Source organism: Pseudomonas sp. AP3_22 TE3818, from assembly GCF_053628995.1.
The window spans coordinates 3,131,561-3,155,793 of the sequence record NZ_JBRJHL010000001.1 but is presented as its reverse complement, the minus strand read 5'-3'; the positions used below and the strand labels follow the sequence as shown (position 1 = coordinate 3,155,793).

The 24,233-nt window shown below is 60.7% G+C and carries 22 protein-coding genes; 15 read left to right on the top strand and 7 right to left on the bottom strand.

The window, feature by feature from the left end; all coding sequences use genetic code 11:
• Positions 1-128 precede the first annotated feature (128 nt).
• From AB7M25_RS14265 to AB7M25_RS14230, 8 genes are all read left to right on the top strand, one after another.
• Positions 129-770 (top strand): DUF1345 domain-containing protein, encoded by a 642-nt coding sequence (locus AB7M25_RS14265; RefSeq protein WP_217838276.1) that lies wholly within the window; start codon positions 129-131, stop codon positions 768-770.
• 76 nt (positions 771-846) lie between these two features.
• Positions 847-1,686: an AraC family ligand binding domain-containing protein gene (locus AB7M25_RS14260; protein ID WP_454237492.1), complete on the top strand. Its 840-nt coding sequence runs from the start codon at positions 847-849 to the stop codon at positions 1,684-1,686.
• A 53-nt stretch (positions 1,687-1,739) separates the two neighbouring features.
• On the top strand, positions 1,740-2,345 hold the full coding sequence (locus AB7M25_RS14255) for a LysE family translocator (protein ID WP_429518684.1): 606 nt from the start codon (positions 1,740-1,742) through the stop codon (positions 2,343-2,345).
• A 140-nt stretch (positions 2,346-2,485) separates the two neighbouring features.
• Positions 2,486-3,511 (top strand): LacI family DNA-binding transcriptional regulator, encoded by a 1,026-nt coding sequence (locus tag AB7M25_RS14250; RefSeq protein WP_454237491.1) that lies wholly within the window; start codon positions 2,486-2,488, stop codon positions 3,509-3,511.
• A gap of 145 nt (positions 3,512-3,656) precedes the next feature.
• The gene (locus AB7M25_RS14245; RefSeq protein WP_454237490.1) at positions 3,657-4,439 is read left to right on the top strand and encodes a sugar phosphate isomerase/epimerase family protein; all 783 of its coding nucleotides are present in this window, start codon (positions 3,657-3,659) and stop codon (positions 4,437-4,439) included.
• The gene (locus AB7M25_RS14240) at positions 4,432-5,460 is read left to right on the top strand and encodes a sugar kinase (RefSeq protein WP_429387600.1); all 1,029 of its coding nucleotides are present in this window, start codon (positions 4,432-4,434) and stop codon (positions 5,458-5,460) included. Before AB7M25_RS14245 ends, AB7M25_RS14240 begins: the two co-directional genes overlap by 8 nt.
• Before the next feature lie 48 nt (positions 5,461-5,508).
• Positions 5,509-6,807, top strand: coding sequence for an MFS transporter (locus tag AB7M25_RS14235; protein ID WP_429519727.1), 1,299 nt, complete (start codon positions 5,509-5,511; stop codon positions 6,805-6,807).
• Positions 6,808-6,828: 21 nt separating this feature from the next.
• Positions 6,829-7,806: a 2-hydroxyacid dehydrogenase gene (locus AB7M25_RS14230; protein WP_454237489.1), complete on the top strand. Its 978-nt coding sequence runs from the start codon at positions 6,829-6,831 to the stop codon at positions 7,804-7,806.
• A 104-nt stretch (positions 7,807-7,910) separates the two neighbouring features.
• Here the strand turns inward: AB7M25_RS14230 and AB7M25_RS14225 are convergent, their stop codons facing one another.
• The 3 genes from AB7M25_RS14225 to AB7M25_RS14215 all read right to left on the bottom strand — a co-directional run bounded on the left by AB7M25_RS14225 (position 7,911) and on the right by AB7M25_RS14215 (position 11,802).
• Entirely contained in the window at positions 7,911-9,098 is a 1,188-nt protein-coding gene (locus AB7M25_RS14225) for a pyridoxal phosphate-dependent aminotransferase (protein ID WP_454237488.1), read from the bottom strand.
• A 249-nt stretch (positions 9,099-9,347) separates the two neighbouring features.
• Positions 9,348-10,490, bottom strand: a complete 1,143-nt coding sequence (locus AB7M25_RS14220) for a glycerate kinase (RefSeq protein WP_454237487.1) — start codon at positions 10,488-10,490, stop codon at positions 9,348-9,350.
• A 190-nt stretch (positions 10,491-10,680) separates the two neighbouring features.
• Positions 10,681-11,802: a sugar diacid recognition domain-containing protein gene (locus tag AB7M25_RS14215; RefSeq protein ID WP_429560526.1), complete on the bottom strand. Its 1,122-nt coding sequence runs from the start codon at positions 11,800-11,802 to the stop codon at positions 10,681-10,683.
• Positions 11,803-11,972: 170 nt separating this feature from the next.
• On the opposite strand from AB7M25_RS14215, the gene AB7M25_RS14210 reads away from it, so the two are divergent.
• The 3 genes from AB7M25_RS14210 (at position 11,973) to rarD (ending at position 15,532) form a co-directional block, all read left to right on the top strand.
• Positions 11,973-13,283, top strand: a complete 1,311-nt coding sequence (locus AB7M25_RS14210) for an MFS transporter (protein ID WP_454237486.1) — start codon at positions 11,973-11,975, stop codon at positions 13,281-13,283.
• A 159-nt stretch (positions 13,284-13,442) separates the two neighbouring features.
• Positions 13,443-14,456 (top strand): aldo/keto reductase, encoded by a 1,014-nt coding sequence (locus AB7M25_RS14205; RefSeq protein WP_429387612.1) that lies wholly within the window; start codon positions 13,443-13,445, stop codon positions 14,454-14,456.
• A gap of 194 nt (positions 14,457-14,650) precedes the next feature.
• On the top strand, positions 14,651-15,532 hold the full coding sequence (gene rarD, locus AB7M25_RS14200) for an EamA family transporter RarD (RefSeq protein WP_429387614.1): 882 nt from the start codon (positions 14,651-14,653) through the stop codon (positions 15,530-15,532).
• Between the two features lie 125 nt (positions 15,533-15,657).
• Here the strand turns inward: rarD and hppD are convergent, their stop codons facing one another.
• Positions 15,658-16,734, bottom strand: coding sequence for a 4-hydroxyphenylpyruvate dioxygenase (gene hppD / locus AB7M25_RS14195; protein ID WP_429387616.1), 1,077 nt, complete (start codon positions 16,732-16,734; stop codon positions 15,658-15,660).
• Between the two features lie 250 nt (positions 16,735-16,984).
• On the bottom strand, positions 16,985-17,929 hold the full coding sequence (locus AB7M25_RS14190) for a DMT family transporter (RefSeq protein ID WP_429560528.1): 945 nt from the start codon (positions 17,927-17,929) through the stop codon (positions 16,985-16,987).
• Positions 17,930-18,007: 78 nt separating this feature from the next.
• On the opposite strand from AB7M25_RS14190, the gene AB7M25_RS14185 reads away from it, so the two are divergent.
• The 3 genes from AB7M25_RS14185 to AB7M25_RS14175 all read left to right on the top strand — a co-directional run bounded on the left by AB7M25_RS14185 (position 18,008) and on the right by AB7M25_RS14175 (position 21,121).
• Complete coding sequence (locus tag AB7M25_RS14185) at positions 18,008-18,880, top strand: LysR family transcriptional regulator (RefSeq protein WP_429387619.1); 873 nt, start codon at positions 18,008-18,010, stop codon at positions 18,878-18,880.
• Positions 18,881-18,992: 112 nt separating this feature from the next.
• On the top strand, positions 18,993-20,525 hold the full coding sequence (locus AB7M25_RS14180; RefSeq protein ID WP_429387621.1) for an EAL domain-containing protein: 1,533 nt from the start codon (positions 18,993-18,995) through the stop codon (positions 20,523-20,525).
• A 233-nt stretch (positions 20,526-20,758) separates the two neighbouring features.
• Positions 20,759-21,121: a histone-like nucleoid-structuring protein, MvaT/MvaU family gene (locus tag AB7M25_RS14175; RefSeq protein ID WP_007975932.1), complete on the top strand. Its 363-nt coding sequence runs from the start codon at positions 20,759-20,761 to the stop codon at positions 21,119-21,121.
• 163 nt (positions 21,122-21,284) lie between these two features.
• Here the strand turns inward: AB7M25_RS14175 and AB7M25_RS14170 are convergent, their stop codons facing one another.
• On the bottom strand, positions 21,285-21,803 hold the full coding sequence (locus AB7M25_RS14170) for a DUF4946 domain-containing protein (protein WP_454237485.1): 519 nt from the start codon (positions 21,801-21,803) through the stop codon (positions 21,285-21,287).
• 144 nt (positions 21,804-21,947) lie between these two features.
• Between AB7M25_RS14170 and gloA the strand changes: the two genes are divergently transcribed.
• Positions 21,948-22,469, top strand: coding sequence for a lactoylglutathione lyase (gene gloA, locus AB7M25_RS14165; protein ID WP_116580475.1), 522 nt, complete (start codon positions 21,948-21,950; stop codon positions 22,467-22,469).
• A 165-nt stretch (positions 22,470-22,634) separates the two neighbouring features.
• Here the strand turns inward: gloA and ahpF are convergent, their stop codons facing one another.
• Complete coding sequence (gene ahpF, locus AB7M25_RS14160) at positions 22,635-24,197, bottom strand: alkyl hydroperoxide reductase subunit F (protein ID WP_429387624.1); 1,563 nt, start codon at positions 24,195-24,197, stop codon at positions 22,635-22,637.
• Positions 24,198-24,233: the final 36 nt, after the last annotated feature.

Here is a 24,233-nt window from a genome sequence, read left to right as displayed (position 1 = left end):
TGCAATCTTCAAGGGCGCTATCGCCGGCAAGCCGGCTCCTACAGGGGATTGTGTAAACCTGATGATGGTGGTCACGACGGACAGCCCTGGGCTAAGGTGATTACATCGCCCCAACCCATCGAGCCTCCATGCCCTACCTCACCCACACCCACCCTCGCCTGTCCGCCGCCACGACGCTCGGTATCGCGGCGGGCATCCTGGTTCCGGCCGATTCGGTCATCAGCAAAATCCTCATTGGCTGGAATGCCGGCGTCTGGACTTACCTGATCCTGATGTCCTGGCTCACCGTGCGTTCAAAAGCGACCGACGTGAAACGCATCGCCGAAATCGAAGACGAAAACGCCGGGCTGGTGCTGTTGGTGGTGTGCATCGCGGCATTGGCCAGCCTGGCGACCATCACCTTCGAACTGGCCGGCAGCAAAGACCTGGAAACCACGCGCAAGCTCCTGCACTACGGCTTCACTGCACTGACGGTGATCGGCTCGTGGCTGCTGATCGGGGTGATTTTCAGCGTGCACTACGCGCGCCTGTTTTACACCTGGGAAGGCAAAGAACCGGCGCTGCGTTTTGCTGAAGGCCTGACGACGCCCAATTACTGGGACTTCCTGTACTTCTCGTTCACCGTCGGCGTCGCGGTGCAGACCTCGGATGTCGGCGTGGCGACCCGTGATTTGCGCAAGATCGTGCTGGCGCAGTCGTTGATCGGCTTTCTGTTCAACACCGCCATCCTTGGGTTCTCAATCAATATTGCGGCGGGCCTGTTCAACTGATGCCTGCACAAACGTTCTAGTCATCGTAATTCCAGCAGGCGTTAAATGGCTCGGCAATCCGTCCCGCAGGTGCAACATGAACACTCACAACTGGATCGACCTGTCTCAGGACGCCGACACCGGCATCGAGACCCTGCGCGCGCATTTCGAAGGTCACGCCTACGACCCGCACTGGCACGACAGTTATCTAGTGGGCGTCACCGAACAAGGGGTTCAGCAATTCAATTGCCGACGGGCCAGGCACCAGAGCACACCGGGCAAGGTGTTTTTGCTCGAGCCCGGTGACATCCATGACGGTGACGCACCGACCGCCGACGGTTTTACCTACCGCATGCTGTACCTCGATCCGCAGTGGTTGCAGCGCGAACTCGGCGCTGTGTTCGATCATGCCCCCGACAACAGCCAACTGAGTTTCGCCGCCACCCTGGCCTGCGATGCGCGCCTGGCCCAGGCCACCAGCCTGGCGTTTGAAACCCTGCATCGCGGTGAGCTGGAGATCGTCCGCCAGACCGCCCTCGACGCGTTGCTCGAGCGCCTGACCAGCCATTTGCATTGGCGCGCCCGCGATGGCCAGGACCCGCGTCTGCCGCGCGTGGCGCAGAAGGCCCGGGACTACCTGCATGCCAACGCGCAATACGACATCGGCCTCGATCAACTGGCAGCCGTCACAGGTGTCGACCGCTTCCGCCTGACCCGTGCGTTCAAGGCCGCTTACGGCATGGCGCCCCACGCGTATCTGGTGCAATTGCGCCTGGCAACCGCGCGGCGAATGCTGGCCCGTGGCGAACAACCGGCGGTGGTGGCGATGGCGCTGGGCTTTGCCGACCAGAGCCATCTGGGCCGCTGGTTCGTGCGCGCCTACGGCCTGACACCGGCGCTGTACCGCAAGCGCTGCTCAAATCTTCCAGACAAGTAACGCCGGGGATTGTGAAGATCGGTTTCACTGATCTTTACCGGAGTTCGCCCGCAATGCTTTCTTCTTTCCCGACGTTACTGCCCTTCTTGCTCTTTGCCTTTGTGGCGTCGATCACACCCGGACCGACCAACATACTTGTGCTCAGCAACAGTGCCCGATACGGCTTGGGCGCCGCCCTGCCGATTATCTTCGGCGCCTGCGCCAGTGCCGCGACGCTGGTGTTGCTGGTGGGCACGGGCGTTGGTTCGTCACTGACGGCCTGGCCCGCATTGCAAAACGTCATGCAATGGGTCGGGGTAGCGTGGCTGAGTTATCTGGCCTGGCAGATTTTCCGCGCCCCGGTCGAAGCCATCAGCATGAAAACCGAGGATCGACTGGGCTGGGTGGGCGCCGCCGGCCTGCAATGGATCAACCCGAAAACCTGGATGATGGCGCTGGCGGTGGTCAGTGTCTTCGCTGGAGCGGGCGAAGATCGGTTCGTGCACGTGATCAACCTGTCCTTGGTGTTTTTCCTGATTTCCTTGCCCTGCCTGGGCGTCTGGGCGCTGCTCGGTGCCGGGTCGAGTCGCTGGTTGCGCTCGCCCCGGGCCATGCAGCGTTTCAATCGCTCCATGGGCCTGTTGCTGCTGGGTTCAGCATGGCTGAGCGTGCTGGCCTGAACGCCACCCGTCGGTGTTTGTTCGACAATCGACAATCCGGGGCTTGACGGCGAATTGGCTTTTGGTGTCTTCTGAAACCGGTTTCAGCGCTATCTCACGAAGCGCTCGGCCTTATAAATCCAATAAGAAGGTTTCAGACCGTGAACGATTTCTCCGCCGCCCAGCGCAGCCGCGTGACCATGCTCGACGTGGCCGAACACGCCAAGGTCTCCAAGGCCAGCGTTTCGCGGTTCATTGGCGAGGACCGCGCCCTGCTCTCCGATGCCATAGCCCAGCGCATCGAGCAGGCAATTGCGGAACTGGGCTATCGCCCGAACCAGATGGCCCGCGGCCTCAAGCGCGGGCGCACCCGCCTGATCGGCATGCTGGTGGCCGATATCCGCAACCCTTATTCAATTGCCGTGATGCACGGGGTGGAAACCGCCTGCCGTCAGCACGGCTATAGCCTGGTGGTGTGCAACACCGACCGCGACGACGAGCAAGAGCGCCAGCACCTGGCCCTGCTGCGCTCGTACAACATCGAAGGCCTGATCGTGAACACCCTCGGTCATCACCGTGACGAATTGCACGAACTGCACCGGGAAATGCCCCTGGTACTGGTGGACCGCAAGGTCGAGCACCTTGAGAGCGACATGGTCGGGCTGGACAATCCGGCAGCCGTTGAAATGGCCCTCACGCATCTTGAAGAACGCGGCTACCGCGATGTATTGATGGTGACCGAACCGTTCGATGGCACCAGTTCGCGGATCGAACGGGTCGCCAGTTTCAAGGCGCAAATTGCCCTGCGCCCGGCCCTCTATGGCAGCCTCATCGAAACCGGCAGCGAACTGACCGCACAGCTGAAATCCTTCCTCGACACGCCTGGCCCCGGCCCGAAAACACTGTTTTGCGCGAACGGCATTGCAGCGCTGGCCTGCACCCATGCGTTGCGTGAACTCAAGTGCAGCCTGTTCGAGGATGTGGGCTTGATCGCCCTCGATGATCTGGATTGGTATCCGTTGGTGGGTAGCGGGATAACCGCGCTGGCCCAGCCGACCACCGAGATTGGCGCCAGTGCGTTTGAGTGTCTGCTCAAGCGGCTGCGGGGGGATGACGGGGCGGTGCGGACGCTGGATTTTTCCGCGCGGTTGATTGTTAGAGGATCGACACTTGGACATTCTCGGTGAATGTTCCGGCCTCTTCGCGGGCAAGCCCGCTCCCACATTTGGAATGCATTCCCCTGTGGGAGCGGGCTTGCCCGCGAAGAGGCCACCAAGAACACCCACTATTTTTTTGAACAAAAATGAAACCGGTTTCAGAGGTATAAAAACAATGAACAAACCCGCCGTTTCCATCAGCCTCTCCAGCTACGGCGCCGACCTGGTGCGCCAGCGCGGCCAAGGCAGTTTTATCGAAGTACTGGCCGCCGCCGGCGCCACGCGCATCGAGTGGCGCGAGGAGTTGCTGACCGTTGAAGACCCCGCTCAACTGGCCAATGCCACTCAGGCAGAAGGCCTGGAGAGCGTGTATTCGTCGCCAATGGAACTCTGGCTGGCAGGACAATCCAGGCCCAATCCAGAACTGATCACCGCCCTGCAACGCGCCGAGGCGTTCGGTGCCAAATGGCTGAAAGTGTCGCTGGGCTATTTCACCGACAACTGCGACCTGCACGCCCTCGCCCGGCTGCTGGATGCCAGCCCCGTGCAGTTGCTGGTGGAAAACGACCAGACCCTGCACGGTGGCCGTATCGAACCCTTCCAGCGCTTTTTCACAGAGGTTGAGCAACACCACTTGCCGATCAAAATGACCTTCGACATCGGCAATTGGCACTGGCAGGACCAATCCGCTGCCAGCGCCGCGCGCCTTCTCGGACGCCACGTCGGCTATGTGCACTGCAAAGCGGTTACGCGTCGCGCCGACGACAAGCTGGTCGCCATCCCGCCGACCGCCAGCGACTGGCAACAGTGGGAACAGCTGCTGCAGCACATGGCCCAAGGCGTTATGCGGGCTGCGGAATATCCGCTGCAAGGCGAGGACCTGGTGCAACTGACCCGCGAACACGTGGCGGCCCTCGCCCGCCTCGGCCAGGCGCAACGGGAGAGTGCTCATGTCTGAGATCGATATCCTCTCGTTCGGTGAAACCATGGCGATGTTCGTTGCCGAGCAGGCTGGCGACCTGGCCAGCGTTGGCGCTTTCCACAAACGCATCGCCGGGGCTGACAGCAATGTCGCGATCGGTTTGTCCCGGCTTGGCTTCAACGTGGCATGGCTAAGCCGGGTCGGTGCCGATTCGTTGGGCCGGTTCGTGGTCGACACCCTGGAAAAAGAAGGCCTGGATTGCCGCCACGTCGACATCGACACCGCCCACCCGACCGGTTTTCAACTCAAGTCCCGCACCGACGATGGCAGCGATCCGCTGGTCGAATACTTCCGCCGTGGGTCGGCGGCCAGTCACCTGTCGCCGCACTCGATCGTGCCCGAGTTGCTCAAGGCCCGACACCTGCACGCCACCGGCATTCCCCCGGCGCTGTCGGAGTCGGCGCGGCAGATGTCGTTCGAGTTGATGACCCGCATGCGCGAGGCCGGGCGCAGCGTGTCCTTCGACCCGAACCTGCGCCCGAGCCTGTGGGCGAGCGAGCGACAAATGATCACCGAGATCAACCGTCTCGCCGCCCTCGCCCATTGGGTGCTGCCGGGCTTGAGCGAAGGTCGCTTGCTGAGCGGTTTCGAAGACCCGGCCGACATTGCCGCGTTTTACCTCGACCAAGGCGCCGAAGCCGTGGCGATCAAGCTTGGGCCCCACGGGGCTTATTACCGCACTCATCTGGATCAAGGTTTCGTGGCTGGCGTGCCGGTGGCAACGGTGGTCGATACGGTGGGCGCCGGCGATGGTTTTGCCGTCGGCATGATCAGCGCGCTGCTGGAAAACCAGAGCTTTGACGAGGCCGTGAAGCGCGCCAACTGGATTGGCAGCCGTGCGGTACAGAGCCGGGGGGATATGGAGGGGTTGCCGACCCGATCCGAAATGGATGTCGAACTTGCGGCCGTCTTCGCGAGCAAGCCCGCTCCCACAGGTTTTGCATCTGTGGGAGCGGGCTTGCTCGCGATGAGGCCAGCACAGTCACTGAAGATCTAAACACCGTTACCTGCTGCGACAAAAACAACAAGCTCAGGAGCACCACTCATGAAAACCGCAACGCTCGCCACCCGCCGCTGGTGGTACATCATGCCCATCGTGTTCATCACCTATAGCCTGGCGTATCTGGATCGCGCCAACTATGGGTTCGCCGCCGCGTCCGGCATGGCGGCAGACCTGATGATCACGCCAGGCTTGTCGTCGATGCTCGGCGCGCTGTTCTTCCTCGGCTACTTTTTCTTCCAGGTACCCGGCGCGATCTACGCGCAGAAACACAGCGTGAAGAAGCTGATTTTCGTCAGCCTGATCCTCTGGGGCAGCCTGGCGACCTTGACCGGGATTGTCTCCAATGCCTACTGGCTGATCGTCATTCGCTTCATGCTCGGCGTGGTCGAAGCGGCCGTCATGCCGGCGATGCTGATCTACCTGTGCCACTGGTTCACCCGCGCCGAACGCTCGCGGGCCAACACCTTCCTGATTCTCGGCAACCCGGTGACCATGCTCTGGATGTCAGTGGTCTCGGGCTACCTGGTGCAGCACTACAGCTGGCGCTGGATGTTCATCGTCGAGGGATTGCCGGCAGTGTTGTGGGCCTTCATCTGGTGGCGCCTGGCCGATGATCGTCCGTCACAGGCCAAGTGGCTCAACGATCAGGAAAAGCAGGATCTGCAAAGCGCACTGGCCGCCGAACAGGTCGGCATCAAGGCCGTGAAGAACTACGCCGAAGCCTTCCGCTCACCCAAAGTGATCATCCTGGCCCTGCAGTTCTTCTGCTGGAGCATTGGCGTGTACGGCTTCGTGCTGTGGCTGCCGTCGATCCTCAAGGCCGGCGCGCAGATGGACATGGTCCAGGCCGGCTGGCTGTCGGCGCTGCCGTACCTGGCGGCGGTGATCGGCATGCTGCTGGTGTCCTGGGGTTCGGACAAACTGCAAAAGCGTAAACGTTTCGTCTGGCCGCCACTGCTGATTGCCTCGATCGCCTTCTATGGCTCCTACGCCCTGGGTGCCGAACACTTCTGGTGGTCCTACACCCTGCTGGTGATTGCCGGTGCCTGCATGTATGCGCCTTACGGCCCCTTCTTCGCGATCATTCCGGAGATCCTCCCGGCCAATGTCGCGGGCGGCGCCATGGCGCTGATCAACAGCATGGGTGCCCTCGGTTCGTTTGGCGGTTCTTATCTGGTCGGTTACCTGAACAGCTCCACCGGCTCGCCGGGTGCGTCGTACCTGTTGATGAGCGGCGCGTTGATGTTCTCGGTGGTACTGACGATTTTCCTCAAGCCCGGCGCCAGCGACCGGGAGCGGCCCTCGGCCACGGTAACGCGCACCGCCGCGGCACATTCCTGAATTGAAACTGAGATCTCGAAGATGAAAAAGCAGGTCGTCCTCTACAAGAAACTCTCGCCGCTATTGATGGCTCGCCTGCACGAGCAGGTCGACGTGACGCTGATCGAAAACCTTGATGCCGAGGGTCTGGGCAAACTGCGCGATGCCCTGCCCCGCGCTCACGGTTTGCTCGGTGCCAGCCTGAAACTGGATGCCGAACTGCTCGACCTGGCGCCCGACCTTCAAGCCATTGCCAGCGTCTCGGTGGGCGTCGACAACTACGACATCGACTACCTCACCGAACGGCGAATCCTGCTGAGCAACACACCGGATGTGCTCACCGAAACCACTGCCGACACGGGTTTTGCGCTGATCCTGGCGACTGCCCGGCGGGTGGTGGAACTGGCGAACCTGGTTCGCGCCGGCCAATGGAACCGCAACATCGGCCCTGCGCATTTCGGCAGCGACGTGCATGGCAAAACCCTGGGCATCATCGGCATGGGCCGCATTGGCGAGGCCCTGGCGCAGCGCGGGCATTGCGGGTTTGGCATGCCGGTGATCTACCACAGCCAGTCACCGAAACCGGCAGTGGAACAGCGGTTCAATGCGCACTATCGAAGCCTGCCGGAACTGTTGCAACAGGCCGATTTCGTTTGCCTGACGTTGCCGCTGACGGCTGAAACCCAAGGGCTGATCGGCGCAGAGCAGTTCGCCCTGATGCGTCCGGAGACCATCTTCATCAATATTTCACGGGGTAAAGTGGTGGACGAAGCGGCGCTGATCGAAGCCTTGCGCACGGGTCGGATTCGCGCGGCGGGGCTGGATGTTTTCGATCGCGAACCCTTGAATCAGGACTCGCCATTGCTGCAGTTGAACAACGTGGTGGCGACACCCCACATCGGCTCGGCCACCCATGAAACACGGGAGGCCATGGCCAGGTGCGCGGTGGACAACCTGTTGGCGGCGCTGGCCGGTGAGCGGCCGGCCAATCTGGTGAATGTTGGGGCGTGGAAGGGCTGAGGTATTCGGCGCCTGTCAGGCAGCCTTCGCGAGCAAGCCCGCTCCCACATTAGGGTGGGAGCGGGCTTGCTCGCGAAGAGGCCAGCACAGGCAACACAATTCCTTCAGGCCCGCCGTACCTCCAGCAGATCCGTCGCACACAAAGCAATGCGCCGGCATGCATCAGCCAGCTTCATCTGATCCACCACCAGACCGATGCGGATATGCCCCGCCGCACTCGGCCCGAAAGCTTCACCGGCCAACACCGACACGCCATAACCTTCCAGCAGTCGCTCGGCGAAGCGCTGGGCCGACAACCCGGTCTGGCGCACATCGACCATCACGAACATTCCGCCGTCCGGGCGTATCGGCTTGAGCCCCGGGCATTGCCCCAGACTTGCACACACCAGGTCGCGGCGCTGGCGATACTCCTCGCGCATCATCGCCACTTCCGGCAGGTTCCGGTCCAGCGCCAACTGCGCAGCGTTCTGCACGAAATCCGGAATGCCGAACAACATGCTCAGCGACAAATTGACCAGGTGACCCGCCATGGGTTTGGGCCCGATCACCCAGCCCACCCGCCAACCGCTCATGGCGTGGGACTTGGACAGGCTGTTGATCGTGGCGGTGCGCTCGGCCATGCCCGGCAGGCTCGCCGGACTGATGTGCTGGCCTTCGAACAGCAAGTCGCTGTAGACCTCATCGCTGATGAGCCACAAATCGTGACGAATGCACAGCGCCGCCAGCGCTTGCCAGATGGCCAGTGGCAAACTGGCGCCGGATGGATTGTTCGGACTGTTGAGCAGTATGGCGCGTGTCCTGGGCGTGATCCGCGCCGCGACATCCAGCGGGTCGACGCGAAACCCGTTCTGAGGGCGCACGGGCACCGGGACCACGGTGGCCGCACACGCGCCGATCACGCCTTCATAGGTCACGTACATCGGCTCGGCGACAATCACTTCATCGCCCGGGTCGAGCAGGCACTGCGCCACCGAATACACCGCGCACTGCGCCCCCGGAAAGACGATCACGTGTTCGCCATCCACCACCTGGCCACTGCGTTGCCGATGCCGGCGCGCAATGCTGTCGCGCAGCCCACGACTGCCGCGCACTTCAGGGTAGTGCGTATCACCGGCCAACAGACTGGCGATGGCGGCCTGGACAATGGGTTGCGGCGTATCGAAGTCCGGGTCGCCAATGGACAACAGCAGGACGTCGACGCCCTGTTCGCGCAAATGCAGCGCTCGATCGTGAATCTGCCAGGCCGCCGCTCCGTCACCGGCGATTCGTTGGGTCAAGGCTGAGTAGCGCATGTCGTTCTCCAGTCGCGCGAGTGCTCCAAGCCTCAACCCTATCTCAAATCACGAAACGCGCCAGCATGGCGTTCAAATCCACCCTCAAAATTGCCATCGGCGCTTTTTGTGGCGAGGGGGCTTGTCGGAACGCCGCACCGCCCCGTTCGGCTGCGCAGCAGCCGCAATACGTATACGGGATTTACCAGGCAAAAAGCGGGACTGCTTCGCAGTCCAACGGGGGCAAGCCCCCTCGCCACAGAAAAACCCTCAGTCGCAGCGAACAGCCATCCGCCAGACACGCGCGATGTCGGTTGCCCGCTCACGCAGCAAGCGCGGCGCCTCGGCACAGGCCTGTTCCAGGGTCATAGGCCCGCTTGCCAGGGCAAACGCAGCGTCGATGCCGTGCTCATAAAGCGCCTGATACCCCTCGCCCAGCGTGCCGGCGATGACGATGACCGGCACGGCGTGCTGCCTGGCGACACGCGCCACACCAAATGGCGTCTTGCCGCGCAGGGTTTGCGCATCGAAACGTCCTTCGCCGGTGATCACCAGGTCGGCGCCTGCAACCGCCTCGGCCAGGCCCACCAGTTCGCCGACCACCTCGACCCCGGCCTTGAACTGCGCGCCCAGGAACGCCTTGGCGGCAAACCCCAGGCCACCCGCCGCGCCACTCCCCGGTTCGTTGCGAACGTCGTTGCTCAAAGCGGCCGCGCAATGGTCGGCAAAGTGCCCCAGTGCGTGGTCCAGTTGTTCGACCTGCACCGGCGAGGCGCCTTTTTGCGGGCCGAAAATCACCGAGGCGCCGTGGGGGCCGCACAGGGGGTTATTGACGTCGGCGGCGATGTCGAAGCGCACCTGGGCCAGACGCGGATCGATGTCGCTCAGGTCCATGCGGGCCAATTGCGCAAGGGCGAGGCCGCCCGGTGACAGCGTCTGTCCCTGAGCGTCCAGCAACTTCACGCCCAAGGCCTGCATGGCACCGGCGCCGCCGTCGTTGGTCGCGCTGCCGCCAATCGCCAGGATCACCCGTTGTGCACCGGCATCCAGTGCGGCGCGGATCAATTGCCCGGTGCCGAAGGTGCTGCTGATGCACGCGTCCCGCTGCGCCAGCGGGACCAACTGCAAACCGCTGGCCTCGGCCATTTCGATGATTGCGGTATGGCTCTGCGGCAACCAGCCCCAGGCGGCATCCACCATGGCCCCCAGCGGCCCGCGAACCAGGGTGTGACGCAGTTCGCCTTCGCACGCGGCAAGAATCGATTCGACAGTCCCTTCCCCGCCGTCGGCCATCGGGCATTTGATCAGTTGGGCATCAGGCCAGACCTGCGCCAATCCCAAGGCAATGGCGTCCGCCACGCCTTGAGCGCTGAGGCTGTCCTTGAACGAGTCGGGGGCGATCACGATTTTCATGGGAATTCTCCAGTTCCAATGTCCACATGCTGCCAGCCGCCATGAACAATAACGCCGGTCCGCTGCACAAGCGGCATAGAGGATTATTGTTCATTTCCACAAAACCCCATCACTCACTGTGCCACCCATTGTAGGAGCCGGCTTGCCGGCGATGGCGCCATGAAGATCGCCATCGCCGGCAAGCCGGCTCCTACAGTTCATCATTCGGTTCGGGGAGGAGTTGGACGCCGAGGTACAACGCGAGCATGCCGTCCAGCCGAAGCGGATCGACGCCACTCAGCTCGGCAATCCGCTCCATGCGATAACGCAGGCTGTTGCGATGAATGCCCAGCGCATCGGCGCAGGCCTGGCTCTGGCCGTCGTGTTCACACCAACTGCGCAGGGTCGCCAGCAACTGACCATTGCTGTCCTTGGCAATGACCTTGCGCAGCGGGTTGAGCAATTCGTCGAGGGCGTCGTCGTTGCGGTGGCGCCAGAGCATCACCGGCAGCCGATAGCGGTTCAGCGTCAACAACCGGGAGCGCGGCAACACTTCGCGTCCGTAGGCCAGCAAGTCACCGACCCGGCGATAGCAGCGACGCAACCCCGCCAGCCCATCGGCTTGCCCACCGACGGCAATGCGCAGGATGTTCCAGCCGAGGCCATCAAGCTTGTCCAGCAAGCGCTCGTTCTCGACCGACTGACTGGCCGGCCGGCACCAGAGCAACGAGGTTTTGGCCGAGCTGACACACCAACTGTCCGGGTGGCGGGTGGTCAACCAGGCACTCAGTGCCTCGACGGTTTGCCCCGCCGCGTGCTCCAGGCCCAGTTCGAACAGGTACGGCACCCGGGTCATTTGTGGCTTGAGGCCCAACTGCTGCGCTTCATCGATCAGTCGCGGAGAATCCCCGGCTTCGCTGAGCAGCAGCGCCAGCAGATCATCGCAGCGCTGGCGCCGCCATTGCTGTTCGGCCTGCTGGTTGCGCTGGCCCACCAGCATCTCGGCGGTCATGCGCACCAGTTCGGCATAGGTGCGCAGTTGCTCGGGTTCGCCGGTGATACCCAATACGCCGATCAGGCGCTGATCGAGCAACAGCGGCAGGTTGATGCCCGGCTGCACGCCCTTGAGATGAATCGCCGTCTGCGCATCGATCTCCACCACGCGGCCGTTGGCCAGGACCAGTTGCGCGCCTTCATGCCGGGTGTTGACCCGCTCCGGTTCGCCGCTGCCCAGGATCAGGCCCTGGCTGTCCATGACGTTGACGTTGTACGGCAGAATGGCCATCGCCCGGTCGACGATGTCCTGGGCCAGGTCGTGATCGAGTTCGAACATGCAAGTGATCCTTGAAGACGGTGATGGAACGGGTTGTTCACCCGCACAGGCCTTGGCTGCAAACCCTGTGCTCAGGCACAAAGACAGCCACCCTGAGGGTGGTCGAGACTCTCTGGGCGATCAACGTTACCCTTTGCATCGCAAAAAATCATAATAAAGAGAGAGCCGCCATGACACAGAGCGCCGTAGCGTCCGAGGCCATCGCTGACGACAAAAACGCCGTCTACAAGCGCATCACCCTGCGTTTGATCCCCTTCATTTTCATCTGCTACCTGTTCAACTACCTCGACCGGGTCAACGTTGGATTTGCCAAGCTGCAGATGCTCGACGCGCTGAAGTTCAGCGAAACCGTGTACGGCCTGGGCGCCGGCATTTTCTTTATCGGTTACGTGCTGTGCGGTGTGCCCAGCAACCTGGCCTTGACCAGATTCGGACCACGGCGCTGGATCGCGCTGATGATGATGACCTGGGGCATGCTGTCGACCTGCCTGCTGTTTGTCACCACGCCCACCGGGTTCTATACCCTGCGCCTGTTTACCGGTGCCGCCGAAGCCGGGTTCTTCCCCGGCGTGGTGCTGTATCTCTCGCAGTGGTTCCCGACCTTCCGCCGTGGCCGCATCATGGCGTTGTTCATGTCGGCGATCCCGGTCTCCGGCCTGCTCGGCAGCCCCTTCTCCGGCTGGATCCTCAACCACTTCGCCGCCGGCCAGGGCGGTCTCGCCGGCTGGCAGTGGATGTTCCTGCTGCAAGGCATTCCGACCGTGATCCTCGGCGCACTGGCTTATTTCCTGCTCAGCGACAGCTACGCCAATGCGAAATGGCTGACCCCGTTCAAGCGTTCGGTGCTGGAAGCCGACCACGCCGAGGACCTCGCCAACAAACCGAAAACCACGACTGATTCGCTGCTGGCGGTGTTCAAGAACCCGGCGATCTGGGCCTTCGGCCTGATCTACTTCTGCATCCAGAGCGGCGTGTACGCGATCAACTTCTGGCTGCCGTCGATCATCAAGAACCTCGGCTTCAGCGATAACCTGGTGATCGGCTGGCTCAGTGCGATTCCGTACCTGCTGGCCGCTGTGTTCATGCTGATCGTGGGTCGTTCGGCGGACCTGCGCAAGGAGCGGCGCTGGCATCTGGTGGTGCCGATGCTGATGGGCGCGCTGGGGCTGCTGATCGCGGTGAACTTCGCCGCCAACCCGGCCATCGCGATTATCGGCCTGACCATCGCTACCATGGGCGCCCTCACCGGCCTGCCGATGTTCTGGCCGGTGCCGACCGCCCTGCTCAGTGCCGGCGCTGCCGCCGGTGGCCTGGCGCTGATCAACTCGATGGGCCAGATGGCTGGTTTCCTCAGCCCGTACCTGGTGGGTTGGGTCAAGGACAGCACCGGTTCGACCGATGCGGCGCTTTACCTGCTGGCGGGTGTGATTGTCTGCGGCAGTCTGTTGGCGTTGCGCATGACCCGTACCTTACGCGCCTGATCACCACGTCCCCCTGTAGGAGCCCGGCTTGCCGGCGATGGCGTTCTCGAGATAGCCATCGCCGGCAAGCCGGGCTCCTACAATGTCAAAATTGCGTTTGCGCCCCACGATTGTTCTGGTATCTGATTGAACCTTTCCCACTGGTAAAAGGATTTGCTCATGAGCTATCGCACACTGGGTCATTCGGGTCTGCAGGTGTCCACCCTGACCTTGGGCACCATGATGTTCGGCGAACAGACCCGTACCGAAGACTCCCTGCGGATCATCGACAAGGCCTGGGACCAGGGCATCAATTTCATCGACACCGCCGACGTCTACACCAACGGCCGTTCCGAGGAAATCGTCGGCGAGGCCATCGCCAGCCGCCGCCATGAATGGGTGCTGGCCACCAAGGTCGGCTTCGGTCCCGTGGACGGCGTTCCCAACCGCAGCGGTCTGAGCCGCAAGCATCTGTTCAACGGTCTCGACGCCAGCCTGACGCGCCTGGGCACCGACTATCTCGACATCTACTACCTGCACCGTGAAGACCACAACACGCCGCTGGACGTCACGGTATCGGCCATTGGCGACTTGATTCGCCAGGGCAAGATCCGCTATTGGGGCCTGTCCAACTACCGTGGCTGGCGCATCGCTGAAGTGATTCGCGTGGCTGACAAGCTCGGCGTCGACCGGCCGGTGATCAGCCAGCCGCTGTACAACATCGTCAACCGCCAGGCTGAAACCGAGCAGATCACGGCGGCACAAAACTATGGTCTCGGCGTGGTGCCCTACAGCCCACTGGCACGCGGGGTACTCAGCGGCAAATACGCGCCGGATGTGGAACCGGACGCCAACAGCCGTGCCGGTCGCCAGGACAAACGCATCCTGGAAACTGAATGGCGCGTCGAATCCCTGCGCATCGCCCAGCAGATCCAGCAGTACACCCAGGAGCGCGGCGTCGGCATCGTCGAGTTCGCGATTGCCTGGGTGCTGAACAACAGCGCCGTGACCTCGGCCATTGTCGGGCCACGTACCGAAGCGCAATGGGACGCCTACACTAAGGCGCAGGCGGTGAAGATCACGGCCGAGGACGAGGCGTTCATCGATTCGCTGGTGACACCGGGGCATGCGTCGACACCGGGGTTCAATGATGTGAGCCACTTTGTGTCCGGGCGTAAACCACACCCAATCTGACCCATTACTCACCCTGTAGGAGTTGGCTTGCCAGCGATAGCGGCGTACCTGCCAGCATTCATGTTGAATGTTAAGCAGCAATCGCCGGCAAGCCGGCTCCTACAGAAGCTGTGTTGATTGAATGGTCAATATTAGTCGGCGAAAACGCGTATCCTCCGCCCCCCCCGTTTCACCTTCAACCTCGCGAGGACAGCTTGTCTAAAGGTATCGCTCTATCGGTTTCAGCCTCGGTGCTGTTTGCCGTCATGTATTACTACACGTCGTTGCTCACCCCCTTGAGCGGCGTGGAAATCTTCGGTTGGCGCATGCTGCTGACCGTGCCCTGCATGACCGTGTTCATGGTGGTGTCCGGCGAGTGGAAGCGCGTGCTGGAGATCGTACGGCGCGCCAAAGCCGATCCGAAGCTGATTGGCGCGCTGATCGCCTCCTCTGCCCTGCTCGGCGTGCAATTGTGGCTGTTCATGTGGGCGCCGCTGAACGGCTACAGCCTCGACGTATCACTCGGCTATTTCCTGCTGCCGCTGACCATGGTCCTGACCGGTCGCCTGGCCTACGGCGAACGCCTGTCCTATCTGCAAAAAGTCGCGGTGGTGTTCGCCTGCCTGGGCGTGGTCAACGAGGTGTATCAGGTCGGTGGTTTTTCCTGGGCGACCTTGCTGGTCTGCATTGGCTATCCGACTTACTTCGTTCTGCGCAAACGGCTGGCAGCGGACAACCTCGGCGGCTTGTGGCTGGACATGGCGTTGACGCTGCCCGTGGCCTTCTGGTTCGTTCAGAGCGGTGCACAGGGTTTTCTCGTGTTTGACCAGCACCCATGGTTGTCGCTGCTGATCCCGCTGCTCGGCGTGATCAGTGCTTCAGCGCTGGTGGTCTACATCATTGCCAGTCGCCTGCTGCCGTTCAGCCTGTTCGGCTTGTTGAGCTACGTCGAACCGGTGCTGCTGCTGGGCGTGGCGCTGCTGCTGGGAGAGAGTATCAAGGCCGGCGAATGGCTGACCTATATCCCGATCTGGATGGCGGTGCTGGTGCTGGTGTTTGAAGGGTTCAAGCATCTGGTGCGACAGCGCAGGCCTTAAGGCCACACATAACAAATGTGGGAGCGGGCTTGCTCGCGAATACGGTGTGTCTGCCAGCTTGGATGGCGACTGGCACACCGCTTTCGCGAGCAAGCCCGCTCCCACAGTTTTATCGGTGTAACGGTTTAGTCGGTGGAGAGAACACCACGACGAACCTGGTCACGCTCGATGGATTCGAACAGTGCCTTGAAGTTGCCTTCGCCGAAACCGTCGTCACCCTTGCGCTGGATGAACTCGAAGAACACCGGCCCCATCAGGGTTTCCGAGAAGATCTGCAACAGCAGACGCTTGTCGCCCGACTCGGACGAACCGTCCAGCAAGATGCCCCGCGCCTGCAGTTCGCCCACCGGCTCGCCGTGGTTCGGCAAACGGCCTTCGAGCATTTCGTAGTAGGTGTCCGGCGGCGCAGTCATGAAGCGCATGCCGATGCTTTTCAGGTGGTCCCAGGTCTTGAGCAGGTCATCGGACAGGAAGGCAACGTGCTGGATGCCCTCGCCGTTGAACTGCATCAGGAACTCTTCGATCTGCCCGGCGCCCTTGGACGATTCTTCGTTCAGCGGGATGCGGATCATGCCATCCGGTGCGGTCATGGCCTTGGAGGTCAGGCCGGTGTACTCGCCCTTGATGTCGAAGTAGCGGATTTCGCGGAAGTTGAACAGCTTCTCGTAGAAGTTGGCCCAGTAGGCCATGCGACCGCGATACACGTTATGGGTCAGGTGATCGATGATCTTCAAACCGGCACCAACCGGGTGGCGGTTAACGCCTTCGAGGAACACGAAGTCGATGTCATAGATCGAGCTGCCTTCACCGAAACGGTCGATCAGGTACAGCGGCGCGCCGCCAATGCCTTTGATCGCCGGCAGGTTCAGCTCCATCGGGCCGGTTTCGATGTGGATCGGCTGGGCGCCGAGTTCCAGTGCGCGCTTGTAGGCTTTCTGCGAATCCTTGACGCGGAACGCCATGCCGCACACCGACGGGCCGTGCTCGGCCGCAAAGTACGAGGCGACGCTGTGGGGTTCGTTGTTGAGGATCAGGTTGATCGCGCCCTGACGATACAGGTGCACGTCCTTGGAGCGGTGGGTCGCGACCTTGGTGAAGCCCATGATCTCGAAGATCGGCTCCAGGGTGTTCGGGGTCGGCGATGCGAGCTCGATGAATTCAAAGCCCATCAGGCCCATTGGGTTTTCGTATAAATCTGCCATGGTTGGCGCCTCATCATTTTTTATCAATTAACTAAGGTTAGTTGTAAGCAATGCTGAGACCGCTGGGTGGCGCACAGGAGATGCCCCGCACGCTGCGGGCGAGAAAATCACCGTAGATCAGTTGAAACCCGAATATCTTCATTATCGACCCAAGGCTCTTGCGGGCGAGGCTTCTGCTGCCAGAAGACGATTATTATTGTATGCGTAACCTGATTCTACACAGCGTAAATCAATTTGTCCGCCTTCTGTATCAAATCCCCTTTTTCCTTACCCGCGCAAGGGGTTTGTTGCAGAGGAAAATCCCCGCCAGTATCAGCGCGCCCCCCAGGCACATGGCCAGCGTCAACGGCTCATCGAGCAACAGCGCCCCCAGGATCACCGCTGTCAACGGGTTCAAGGCAATGAACACCCCGGAACGCGTCGCACCGATTGTGCGGATGCCATCGTAGTAGCCAATGTATGCCAGCGCCGAACCCAGCACGCCGAGGTACAAAAGGCTCAACCATTGCCGAGCGTGCAGTTGGGCGATCGCGGTGACACTCACCTCGCCACGGACGATGCAGGTCATCCAGAGCATGACGGTGCCCAGCAGAATCGAATACGTCACCGTTTGCACCGGTCCCAGGCTCTGGTTCAGCTCTCTGGAGCACAGCGAGTAGACACCCCAGCCGAGCACGCAGCCGAAAATCAGCAGGTCGCCGACCCAGGCATCGGTACCAGCGGCCAATAATTGCGGGTTGCGACTGACGATCACCATGCTCGCGCCCGCCATGCAGATCGCGATGCCGGCGACTTTTGCCCGGCTCAAACGCTCCTTGAACAGTAGCCAGGAAGCCAGGCCGATCACGGCCGGGTTCAGCGCCACGATCAAGGATGCCCGTGACGCATTGATGTAATGCAGGCCATAAAAGAAGCATAGGTTGTAGAAGAAGATCCCGAAAAAGCCAAGCAGGACCAATTGCAGCCATTGCCGGGCGCTGGGTCGGAGCAACGGTATCCGCGCCATGTGTACAAACAGCAGCAATGCCACGCTGGCCAGTAAAAACCGCAGGCTGGCAGCCAGCAGCGGGCTGAGGCCGTCGGCCAGAAAGCGTCCGGCAACGAAGGTGCCGCCCCACACCATGCTGACTCCCGCCAGTTTCAGATACACCGGCAGATCCGAGGGTTTCGACAGGGGTTGCTCACAGATCGTCATAAGGTTCCAGGGTCGGATATCGGAGAGATGAGCTATCATTCGACTAATACCTAGTCATCGTAAAATGAGCAAACACTCATGACCCTCACGCAACTGGAGATTTTCTCCCTCGTGGCCGAACTCCACGGCTTCACGCCAGCGGCCAATCGCCTGGGCATTTCCCAATCGGCGGTGTCCCATGCCTTGAAGTCTTTGGAGCAGGAGCTGGGGGTCGAGTTGTTGCGCCGGCATCAAACCCGGGTCGAGCCAAGCGACATTGGCCAGCAGTTGCTGCTGCGCGCCCGCGCGATGCTGGGTCTGGCCAACACCCTGCGCCAGGAAGCGGCCGATGCCCGGGGCATGAAACGCGGCACGCTGCGTATCGGCTCGTTCGGGCCGACCTCATCGATCAAATTGTTGCCGTTGATTCTGCGGCACTACCACGCCGCCCATCCCGGCATAGAAGTGCATATCGACGAAGGCCCTGACCGCCAGGTGCTGCAGTGGCTGGAGGAGCGACGGATCGACATCGGCTTTGTGGTGTTGCCCGAGGAGCGTTTCGACACGGTCGCGCTGATCGAAGACCAGATGGTCGCGCTGCTGCCCGCCGACCACCCGCTGGCGATTCGCGACAGCCTGAACCTGAAGGATCTGTGCGACGTCCCGTTTGTGCTGACCGAGGCCGGTTCTTCGGAGCTGGTTTCACGTCTGTTCATTGCGGCCCGACTGACGCCCAACATCCGTTATCGCTGCTCACAGCTGATGAGCACCCTGGATGTCGTCGCTCGTGGCGATGGGGTGACGGTAGTCGCCGAAGGCTCATTGCCCTATCAACCAGACAGCCGCTATGTGAAAAAACCGCTGTCACCGACGGTGGTGCGCCAGGTCGGCCTGGCGGTACTCGATCAACGCCAGGCATCACCCGCGACGCTGGCCTTTATCAAACTGGCACAAAGCCTCGACCTGTGTTGAGCAGCGTAACCGCCTGGGGCCAACTATCATGGCCCTTATCCGAACTCTTCATGGGAGGCGTATTGCCCTGCCAGCTGTTGAGAGCCTTACTTCTTCGTGACAGGATTCGCGAATGCCGCTGAAAGCCAAAACCCGCAGTCGCAGCACTAAAACTGCTGTCACCTTGCTCTGTGGATTGCTCCCGGTGCTGCTGGGGGCCACCATTCTTTACATGCAGGCAGGGCGTGCGCTCAAGCAAGACACCGAAAAAACCGCCGAGGAAGCAGTTCGTCAGTTCGACTTGATGCTCGACAACGCCTCTCAGGCCGCTCGCGAACTGCTGCCGATGGCTGGTCAAAGTTGCGGTGACGTCAAACTGGCGTTGCGCGAGCAGGTCACTCGTCGCCCATTCGTGCGCTCGACCAATCTGGTGTGGGACAACAACCTCTATTGCAGCTCGCTGTTCGGCGACTACCAGGAGGCGGTCAGCCCCGGCGACTACACCCAGGGCGCTTTGTGGCTCATGAACGGCAATCCGGTGACGCCCAACGCCGCCTTGCTGGTGTACCGCCTGAGCGAAGGGAAAAAAGGTGCACTGACAACTCTCTATGGTTATCACTTGGGCAATGTTCTGCGCTTGATCGGCCGCCAGACCTTGCTGGTGCTGCAAGTCGGCCCGGACTGGATGTCCGCCGATGGCAAGGTTCACACCGGTGCCGCGCCTGAACTACCCGTTGCGCATAGCCGCTTGGCCTCCGGGCACTATGCCTTTGCCGTGGAAGCGGGTTTCCCCAAAGGCGAAACCTGGCGATACATGAGCAGCGAGTATCCCCCTCTGTTCAGTCTGCTGATTTTCTTCGGCGTGATTGCCGGGTCAATTGGTCACTTCCTGCAAAAGCGCTCCTCGGCCCCCACCCAGGAAATGCAACGGGCACTGGAAGCCGCAGAGTTCATTCCGTACTTCCAGCCCGTGGTGCATGGCGACAGCAAAAGCTGGTCCGGTGCTGAAGTGCTGATGCGCTGGAAACATCCGAAGGAAGGCCTGGTGCGTCCGGACCTGTTCATCCCGTTTGCCGAGCACTGCGGACTGATCGTACCGATGACCCGTTCGCTCATGCGACAAACCGCCGCCCTGCTCGCACCGCGATCCGCCGGATTCAACAAGCCCTTTCACATTGGCATCAACATTACCGCCAGCCATTGTCAGGACCTGGACCTGGTCAAGGATTGTCGCGAGTTTCTCGATGCGTTCGAGCCGGGCTCGATCTACCTGGTACTGGAACTGACCGAACGCGAACTGATCGAGCCAACGGCCATCACCCTGCAACTGTTCGAGCAACTTCGCGAACTGGGCGTGAAGATCGCCATCGACGATTTCGGCACGGGTCATTCAAGCCTGGGCTACCTGCGGCAGTTCAATGTCGACTTCCTGAAAATAGACCAGAGTTTTGTCGCCATGATCGGCATCGACACTCTCTCCAGCCACATCCTCGACAGCATCATCGACCTGGCCGTCAAACTCGACCTTGCCCTGGTGGCCGAAGGTGTCGAAACCCCTGAGCAGAGTGATTACCTCAGCGCTCGTCAGGTCAACTTCCTGCAGGGTTATCTGTTCGGCAAACCCATGCCCGGGGCGGAATTCATTAGTGCATTAAGCGACCATTAACTCGAAAATTTAATCGATAAAACAACGACTACAGGCATAAATTTGAATCAAGACACTACTGCCGTTACATGAAGAGAAAGACAGGATTTACTCTTGGCCAATTAACTACTACAATTTTTCCTGCCTGCGCTAATTTGGCAGGTGAGCCACTATCACCGAGTCGCTTCAAGGCTCTTGGCTTATAGCTTTGTTTGCGGTTGGTATCAGCCAAACACACTATTGGAGTAAAGATATTGTCCAGACTCGCTGAATTTCGTGCAGCCGAAAAGGCCCTTCAAGAACAGCTCAAGCAGTTGGAATCGCTGAAGAACGATGCCGGGCTCAAGAAAGAAATCGAATTCGAAGAGAAGCTCCAGGGCTTGATGAAAACCTATGGCAAGAGCCTGCGCGACATCATCGCCATTCTTGACCCGAATCCGGCAAAATCCGGCCTGCAGGCAGCAGCACCGAAAACCCGCCGTGCCCGTGTGGTCAAGGTTTATCAGAACCCGCACACCGGCGAGCTGATTGAAACCAAGGGCGGCAATCACCGCGGCCTGAAGGCCTGGAAAGAACAGTACGGTGCAGCCACCGTCGACTCCTGGCTGCGCGGCTAACTCTCGCGGCGACAAAAAAGCCCTGCTTATGCAGGGCTTTTTCATGGGCTATCTAAATGCCCACGGCGAGCACAAGACAACTACCAGCCCCCCGATTACTTGGTGCTTAATCCATTTGGATATTTAAAATTTTTTTCATGCATCGAAAAAGCACTGTCGACAACTAAAGTTTCAAGCTGTTACGGGCTGCGTCTATTTCATCCTGGCTCGCCTTATAAGCCTCAGCCTGCCCTGCGTAGGAAAAAACATAGGCCTTATCGGCATCCACCGCGGCCACCAATGTTTGCGAAAGCACATGCCGGCCGTTTTGCGTGACAGTGCAGGTTGTTTCCAACGCAGCCAATCGACTCAAGGTAGTCGAATGAATTCGCGTGCAGACACTTTGATACCCACCCTGAAAGAAGTCTTTTTGAACTGACTTGCGCATCTCCAGCAATACGCCTTCGAGGTTTACCTGATGATCGCTTTGCACCGGGCTCATGGTCAGCTCCATCACCAGGAGCGGCGATCCATCCTGATCATTTTTCACCGCCCGCTGGCGACTGACCCCCGACGCTGGGTCAGGGACGTCTTCGATCTGCCAGCCCTGCGGCCAGGTCACCACTGGCGCATCGGCACGAGCAGCGCCCGCCAGCGAAAACACGCTCAGCAGGATAAACAGCAGGTTACGGAATCGAATCATTGCAATCGGCACTCACGGATCAAGCCGTAAAGTCTGGGCCCAGGCCGGCTTTCAGGCAATAGCCGACTGTTTGGGTTTGGTGATGTCAGAACCCTTGCGTATCATTGTCACCATTCGTTAGCCCACATATTTCCCGGAGGGCCCATGAGCCTGCACGAATTGAACACCTTCCCCGGCGTCACCGCCCAACCGGACACCGCCACGCAGAAATTTGTCTTCAACCACACCATGCTGCGGGTCAAGGACATCACCAAGTCCCTGGACTTCTACACACGCGTCCTGGGTTTTACCCTGGTGGAAAAACGCGACTTCCCGGAAGCCGAGTTCAGCCTGTATTTCCTGGCGTTGGTCGACAAAAACCAGATCCCGGCCGATGCCGCCGCGCGCACCGAGTGGATGAAATCGATCCCCGGCATTCTGGAGCTGACCCACAACCACGGGACCGAGAACGACCCGGACTTCGCCTACCACAATGGCAATACAGACCCGCGCGGTTTCGGCCATATCTGCATTTCGGTACCGGACATCGTCGCCGCCTGCGAGCGCTTTGAAGCACTGGGCTGCGATTTCCAGAAACGCCTGAGCGATGGCCGCATGAAGAGCCTGGCATTCATCAAGGACCCGGACGCCTACTGGGTCGAGATCATCCAGCCAGCGCCGCTGTAGGAGCGAGCTTGCTCGCGATAAACCTGAGAACACCGCGGGGCACCTGCCAACCCGCGTTATCGTTGACGACCATCGCGAGCAAGCTCGCTCCTACATAAGTAATGTGCAAAACACAAAAAACCCCATGATCGTTCATGGGGTTTTGTGTTTTCAGCGCCGGTTTTTTTATGCCGGGGCGGACGTGCGGATCAGGTGATCGAAGGCGCTTAGCGAAGCCTTGGCACCCTCGCCCACCGCGATCACGATCTGCTTGTACGGCACAGTGGTCACGTCGCCGGCGGCGAACACCCCCGGCACCGACGTTTCACCGCGAGCATCGACAATGATCTCGCCACGGGGTGACAGCTCGATGGTGCCTTTGAGCCAATCGGTGTTGGGCAGCAAACCGATCTGTACAAAGATCCCTTCCAGCTCCACGCTGCGCACTTCGTCGCTCTGGCGATCCTTGTAACGCAGGCCGTTGACCTTCTGACCGTCGCCGGTGACTTCAGTGGTTTGTGCACTGGTGATCACGGTGACGTTCGGCAGGCTGTGCAACTTGCGCTGCAACACCGCATCGGCGCGCAACTGAACGTCGAACTCCAGCAGCGTAACGTGGGACACGATACCCGCCAGGTCGATGGCCGCTTCGACGCCGGAGTTGCCGCCGCCGATCACTGCCACGCGCTTGCCCTTGAACAGCGGGCCGTCGCAGTGCGGGCAGTACGCCACGCCTTTGTTGCGGTATTCCTGCTCGCCCGGGACGTTCATTTCACGCCACCGCGCTCCAGTTGCCAGAATCAAGGTTTTGGCTTTGAGCGTTGCGCCGCTGGCGAAGTGAATCTGGTGCAGCTCGCCATTTTTGCCGGGCACCAGTTTGTCGGCACGCTGCAGATTCATGATGTCCACGTCGTACTGCTTGACGTGTTCTTCCAGGGCCACGGCCAATTTCGGCCCTTCTGTTTCCTGCACCGAAATGAAGTTTTCGATGGCCATGGTGTCCAGCACCTGACCACCAAAACGCTCGGCCGCGACACCGGTGCGAATGCCTTTACGCGCCGCATAGATGGCCGCCGAAGCACCGGCCGGGCCACCGCCGACCACCAGCACATCAAAGGCGTCCTTGGCGCTGATTTTCTCGGCCTGGCGTTCAATGCCGCTGGTGTCGATCTTGGCGAGGATTTCTTCCAGGCCCATGCGGCCCTGGCCGAAGTTCACGCCGTTCAGGTAGATGCTGGGCACGGCCATGATCTGGCGTTCATCGACTTCAGCCTGGAACAGTGCACCGTCGATAGCGACGTGGCGAATGTTCGGGTTCAGTACCGCCATCAGGTTCAGCGCCTGGACCACGTCCGGGCAGTTCTGGCACGACAGCGAGAAGTAAGTCTCGAAGTGAAACTCGCCTTTGAGCGAGCGAATCTGTTCGATCACCTCGACACTGGCTTTGGACGGATGACCACCGACTTGCAGCAAGGCCAACACCAGCGAAGTGAATTCATGGCCCATCGGGATGCCGGCAAAACGCAGGCTGATATCGGCTCCCGGGCGATTGATCGAGAACGATGGCTTGCGTGCATCATCCCCGTTGTCGAGCAACGTAATCTGAGTGGAAAGACTGGCAACGTCTTTCAACAGTTCGAGCATTTCCTGGGATTTCGCACCGTCGTCGAGGGAAGCAACGATCTCGATCGGCTGGGTGACCCGTTCCAGGTACGATTTCAACTGGGCTTTAAGATTGGTGTCCAACATACGGGCGATTTCCTTTTTGCTGTTTCATATAAAGCA

Coding starts and splice junctions, on each gene's coding strand:
- AB7M25_RS14265 (WP_217838276.1), top strand. CDS start 129: ATGCCCTACCTCACCCACACCCACCCTCGCCTGTCCGCCGCCACGACG.
- AB7M25_RS14260 (WP_454237492.1), top strand. CDS start 847: ATGAACACTCACAACTGGATCGACCTGTCTCAGGACGCCGACACCGGC.
- AB7M25_RS14255 (WP_429518684.1), top strand. CDS start 1,740: ATGCTTTCTTCTTTCCCGACGTTACTGCCCTTCTTGCTCTTTGCCTTT.
- AB7M25_RS14245 (WP_454237490.1), top strand. CDS start 3,657: ATGAACAAACCCGCCGTTTCCATCAGCCTCTCCAGCTACGGCGCCGAC.
- AB7M25_RS14240 (WP_429387600.1), top strand. CDS start 4,432: ATGTCTGAGATCGATATCCTCTCGTTCGGTGAAACCATGGCGATGTTC.
- AB7M25_RS14235 (WP_429519727.1), top strand. CDS start 5,509: ATGAAAACCGCAACGCTCGCCACCCGCCGCTGGTGGTACATCATGCCC.
- AB7M25_RS14230 (WP_454237489.1), top strand. CDS start 6,829: ATGAAAAAGCAGGTCGTCCTCTACAAGAAACTCTCGCCGCTATTGATG.
- AB7M25_RS14225 (WP_454237488.1), bottom strand. CDS start 9,098: ATGCGCTACTCAGCCTTGACCCAACGAATCGCCGGTGACGGAGCGGCG.
- AB7M25_RS14220 (WP_454237487.1), bottom strand. CDS start 10,490: ATGAAAATCGTGATCGCCCCCGACTCGTTCAAGGACAGCCTCAGCGCT.
- AB7M25_RS14215 (WP_429560526.1), bottom strand. CDS start 11,802: ATGTTCGAACTCGATCACGACCTGGCCCAGGACATCGTCGACCGGGCG.
- AB7M25_RS14210 (WP_454237486.1), top strand. CDS start 11,973: ATGACACAGAGCGCCGTAGCGTCCGAGGCCATCGCTGACGACAAAAAC.
- AB7M25_RS14205 (WP_429387612.1), top strand. CDS start 13,443: ATGAGCTATCGCACACTGGGTCATTCGGGTCTGCAGGTGTCCACCCTG.
- hppD (WP_429387616.1), bottom strand. CDS start 16,734: ATGGCAGATTTATACGAAAACCCAATGGGCCTGATGGGCTTTGAATTC.
- AB7M25_RS14190 (WP_429560528.1), bottom strand. CDS start 17,929: ATGACGATCTGTGAGCAACCCCTGTCGAAACCCTCGGATCTGCCGGTG.
- AB7M25_RS14185 (WP_429387619.1), top strand. CDS start 18,008: ATGACCCTCACGCAACTGGAGATTTTCTCCCTCGTGGCCGAACTCCAC.
- AB7M25_RS14180 (WP_429387621.1), top strand. CDS start 18,993: ATGCCGCTGAAAGCCAAAACCCGCAGTCGCAGCACTAAAACTGCTGTC.
- AB7M25_RS14170 (WP_454237485.1), bottom strand. CDS start 21,803: ATGATTCGATTCCGTAACCTGCTGTTTATCCTGCTGAGCGTGTTTTCG.
- gloA (WP_116580475.1), top strand. CDS start 21,948: ATGAGCCTGCACGAATTGAACACCTTCCCCGGCGTCACCGCCCAACCG.
- ahpF (WP_429387624.1), bottom strand. CDS start 24,197: ATGTTGGACACCAATCTTAAAGCCCAGTTGAAATCGTACCTGGAACGG.